The organism is Clostridium sp. (assembly GCF_034179595.1).
Taxonomy (GTDB): domain Bacteria; phylum Bacillota; class Clostridia; order Clostridiales; family Clostridiaceae; genus Clostridium.
Genome location: NZ_JAXFPT010000075.1, coordinates 1 through 3,468 on the forward strand (window position 1 = coordinate 1; position 3,468 = coordinate 3,468).

General features: G+C 31.6%; 4 protein-coding genes. All 4 read left to right on the top strand.

Annotated features, from left to right (window positions below; all coding sequences use genetic code 11):
- Window positions 1-143: 143 nt before the first annotated feature.
- Window positions 144-827 carry a DarT ssDNA thymidine ADP-ribosyltransferase family protein gene (locus tag SPJ33_RS09595; RefSeq protein ID WP_321117745.1) on the top strand — a complete coding sequence of 228 codons (684 nt, stop codon included), beginning with the start codon at window positions 144-146 and terminating at the stop codon, window positions 825-827.
- Between the two features lie 416 nt (window positions 828-1,243).
- The gene (locus SPJ33_RS09600) at window positions 1,244-2,221 is read left to right on the top strand and encodes a PTS sugar transporter subunit IIB (RefSeq protein ID WP_321117746.1); all 978 of its coding nucleotides are present in this window, start codon (window positions 1,244-1,246) and stop codon (window positions 2,219-2,221) included.
- Window positions 2,222-2,255: 34 nt separating this feature from the next.
- Window positions 2,256-3,059: a PTS mannose/fructose/sorbose transporter subunit IIC gene (locus SPJ33_RS09605; protein WP_321117747.1), complete on the top strand. Its 804-nt coding sequence runs from the start codon at window positions 2,256-2,258 to the stop codon at window positions 3,057-3,059.
- Between the two features lie 18 nt (window positions 3,060-3,077).
- The coding region (locus SPJ33_RS09610) for a PTS system mannose/fructose/sorbose family transporter subunit IID (protein WP_321117748.1) at window positions 3,078-3,468 on the top strand (391 nt) is incomplete at its 3' end.

Consider the following 3,468-nt stretch of genomic DNA (forward strand, 5'->3'; position numbering starts at 1 on the left):
GATAAGGTATTTCCTAATTTATTTATAAAGTTGTGGTCGGTATAATATTTCCAATCAATTGGGCTCATAGAAGCTTTTTCTAAACTACCTGGATCTATTGGAGTATAACCTCCTTTTGGACTTACATAGTCAATTTCAATTATATGGAAAATAAACAAATATTATTAGAAATGAAAAATAGAAATATAAAAAGAATATGTCATTTTACTAACTCAAAGAATCTAAGTCATATACTAAATGATTTTAAAGGTATTTATGCAACAGATTTCTTATTAGAAAATTATAAAGATTACAATGATGATTTGAGATTAGATGGCAAAACAGATTATATATGTTGTTCAATACAATATCCAAATGTTTTTTATTTAGATAGAATTAAAAATAATGATAAATTATTTAAGGAATGGATTATACTAAGTATAGATCCACAAATAATATGTTTACAAGAAACATTGTTTTGTAAAGTAAATGCAGCAACTGAAAGAGGAAAATATATATGTAAAGGAATAAATGGATTTAAAAATTTATTTGAAGAAAATATTATAACGAATAAAAGAAGTATTAAAAGATCACCTACTATGCTAAAATCTTTACCAACTGATATACAAGCAGAAGTATTAATATATAAGAAAATTCCTTTAGAATATATAAACGGAATTATTGTAAAAGATGAAATACAAGCTAGAGAAGAATTTTTTAGAATGAAATATTGGGGAGGAAAAAATAATATTCCAATAATTGTTGCTCCAGATTTATTTGATAGAGATTTAAGCAATAAATTAAGAAGAGGAAATCTACCCAAAGAATATTATTGGAATTTAGAATAAAGAAGGTTATTGAAAAATATCTTATATTTGATGTTATAAATAATAAATAAAAAAATTATTAAGAAATAGATATAAAATATATATAATAAGAATTTTAATAGAAAAGGTTTAAAAAAACATGAATTATATTGCATAATGTAGGAAAAAGTGTTATCATGAAAACGTAATCTTAAGATAATTTTATTTTGTTAACTCAATTAAGCATGGACATGAAGGAATTAAATTTAATAGGATAACTTAATTTTATTTGTATATTACATGATTTATTTAATTTATAAGGTATTATATTGTTTTTGTGATTAAGTTTATTATGTAAAGAATGTGATATACAAATTAAGGTTATTTATGTAGTTTTATTCTCGAAATGTTTATGTTTTTTGTTTTATTATTATAAGAAAATAGGAGGTATAAAGGGTATGGTAGGAATTATTCTTGCAAGTCATGGGGAATTTGCTGAAGGTATATTTCAATCTAGTAAGATGATTTTTGGGGACCAAGAAAATGTAAAACCAGTTGTATTAATGCCAAGTGAAGGACCTGATGATTTTAGAGCAAAACTTAAAGATGCAATTGCATCCTTTGATAACCAAGATGAAGTATTAATTTTGGTCGATCTTTGGGGTGGTACACCATTTAATCAAGCAAATACTTTATTTGAAGAACATAAAGATAAATGGGCAATTGTAGCTGGTATGAATCTTCCAATGATAATTGAAGCTTATGGATTACGTTTCTCTACAGAATCTGCACAAGAAATTGCAGCTTCTATTTTAAAGTCAGGAAGAGAAGGAGTTAAGGTTAGACCAGAAGAGTTAGAACCAGAAGAAGAGGTACAAGCTCCTCAAGCTCCACAAAATCAATCTAATGCAGGTGCACCAGGTAAATTTGAATATGTTTTAGCACGTATTGATTCACGTTTACTTCATGGACAAGTAGCTACTGCTTGGACAAAGACTGTAAACCCAACAAGAATTATAGTCGTTTCAGATGCGGTAGCTAAAGATGAACTTCGTAAGAAGTTAATTCAACAAGCTGCACCACCTGGAGTTAAGGCTCATGTTGTTCCAATTAATCATATGATTAAGCTTGCAAAAGATGATCAACATTTTGGTGGACAACGTGCATTACTTCTTTTTGAAAATCCAGAAGATGTATTAAGAGCAGTAGAAGGTGGAGTGCCATTAAAAGTAATAAATGTTGGTTCTATGGCTCACTCACCAGGTAAGGTTCAACCAAATAAAGTGCTTGCTTTCAATCAAGAGGATATTGATACTTTCAAAAAGCTTAAAGAAGCTGGTCTTGAATTTGATGTTCGTAAAGTACCAAGCGATTCAAAGGGAAATATGGACGAAATACTTAAAAAAGCACAAGACGAATTAAATAAACAAAAGTAATCTAACTATTTAGGTAAAAGGAGGGTTAATAGTTATGACTTTGAGTATAGTGCAAGTTATATTAGTTATTATTATTGCATTTTTAGCTGGGATGGGAGGTATCCTGGACGAATTTCAATTTCAACAACCTCTAGTTGCTTGTACCTTAATTGGGTTAGTTACAGGTAACTTAGTACCATGTTTAATCTTAGGTGGTAGTCTTCAAATGCTTGCCATGGGTTGGGCAAATATAGGTGCTGCGGTAGCACCTGATGCAGCATTAGCATCTGTTGCATCTGCAATTATTCTAGTTCTTGGTGGTCAAGGTAGAGCTGGAGTTGATTCAGCTATTGCTATAGCAATTCCATTAGCAGTTGCAGGATTATTATTAACAATTATTTGTCGTACAATTGCTACAGCATTCGTACACTTCATGGACGCTGCTGCAAAAGAAGGAAATATTAGAAAAGTTGAAATGTGGCAAATTATTGCTATTTGTATGCAAGGTGTACGTATAGCACTTCCAGCTGCACTAATCTTATTAATTGGTTCTGGTCCTATTAGTGCAATGCTTGCTGCTATGCCAGCTTGGTTAACAGACGGATTAGCAGTAGGTGGTGGAATGGTTGTAGCTGTTGGTTATGCAATGGTAATCAACATGATGGCAACAAAAGAAGTATGGCCATTCTTTGCAATTGGTTTTGTACTAGCAACTATTCCTCAACTTACACTTATGGGATTAGGTGCAATCGGTGTATCTATAGCTCTTGTTTACCTAGCACTTAGCAAAAAAGGCGGTTCAGGTAATGGTGGATCAAATACAGGAGATCCAATAGGCGATATCATCGATAACTATTAAGAAGGGAGAGAAGACGAAATGGAGAATAAATTAAAGTTAACAAAAAAAGATCGTCTTTCTATTTGGTGGCGTTCAACTTTCATTCAAGGATCTTGGAACTATGAAAGAATGCAAAACGGTGGTTGGGCATTTTCATTAATTCCTGCAATCAAGAAATTATATAAAACTAAAGAAGATAGAGCAGCGGCATTAACACGTCACTTAGAATTCTTTAATACTCACCCATATGTAGCTTCACCTATTATTGGGGTAACATTAGCATTAGAAGAAGATCGTGCAAATGGATCACCTGTGGATGATGTAACTATTCAAGGTGTTAAGGTTGGTATGATGGGACCTTTAGCTGGTATAGGGGATCCAGTATTCTGGTTCACTGTAAGACCAATACTCGGAGCATTAGCTGCTTCAC

What these genes read in the sequence shown, in the direction of transcription:
- SPJ33_RS09600 (WP_321117746.1), top strand. Translation starts at nt 1,244, where the DNA reads ATGGTAGGAATTATTCTTGCAAGTCATGGGGAATTTGCTGAAGGTATA.
- SPJ33_RS09595 (WP_321117745.1), top strand. Translation starts at nt 144, where the DNA reads ATGGAAAATAAACAAATATTATTAGAAATGAAAAATAGAAATATAAAA.
- SPJ33_RS09605 (WP_321117747.1), top strand. Translation starts at nt 2,256, where the DNA reads ATGACTTTGAGTATAGTGCAAGTTATATTAGTTATTATTATTGCATTT.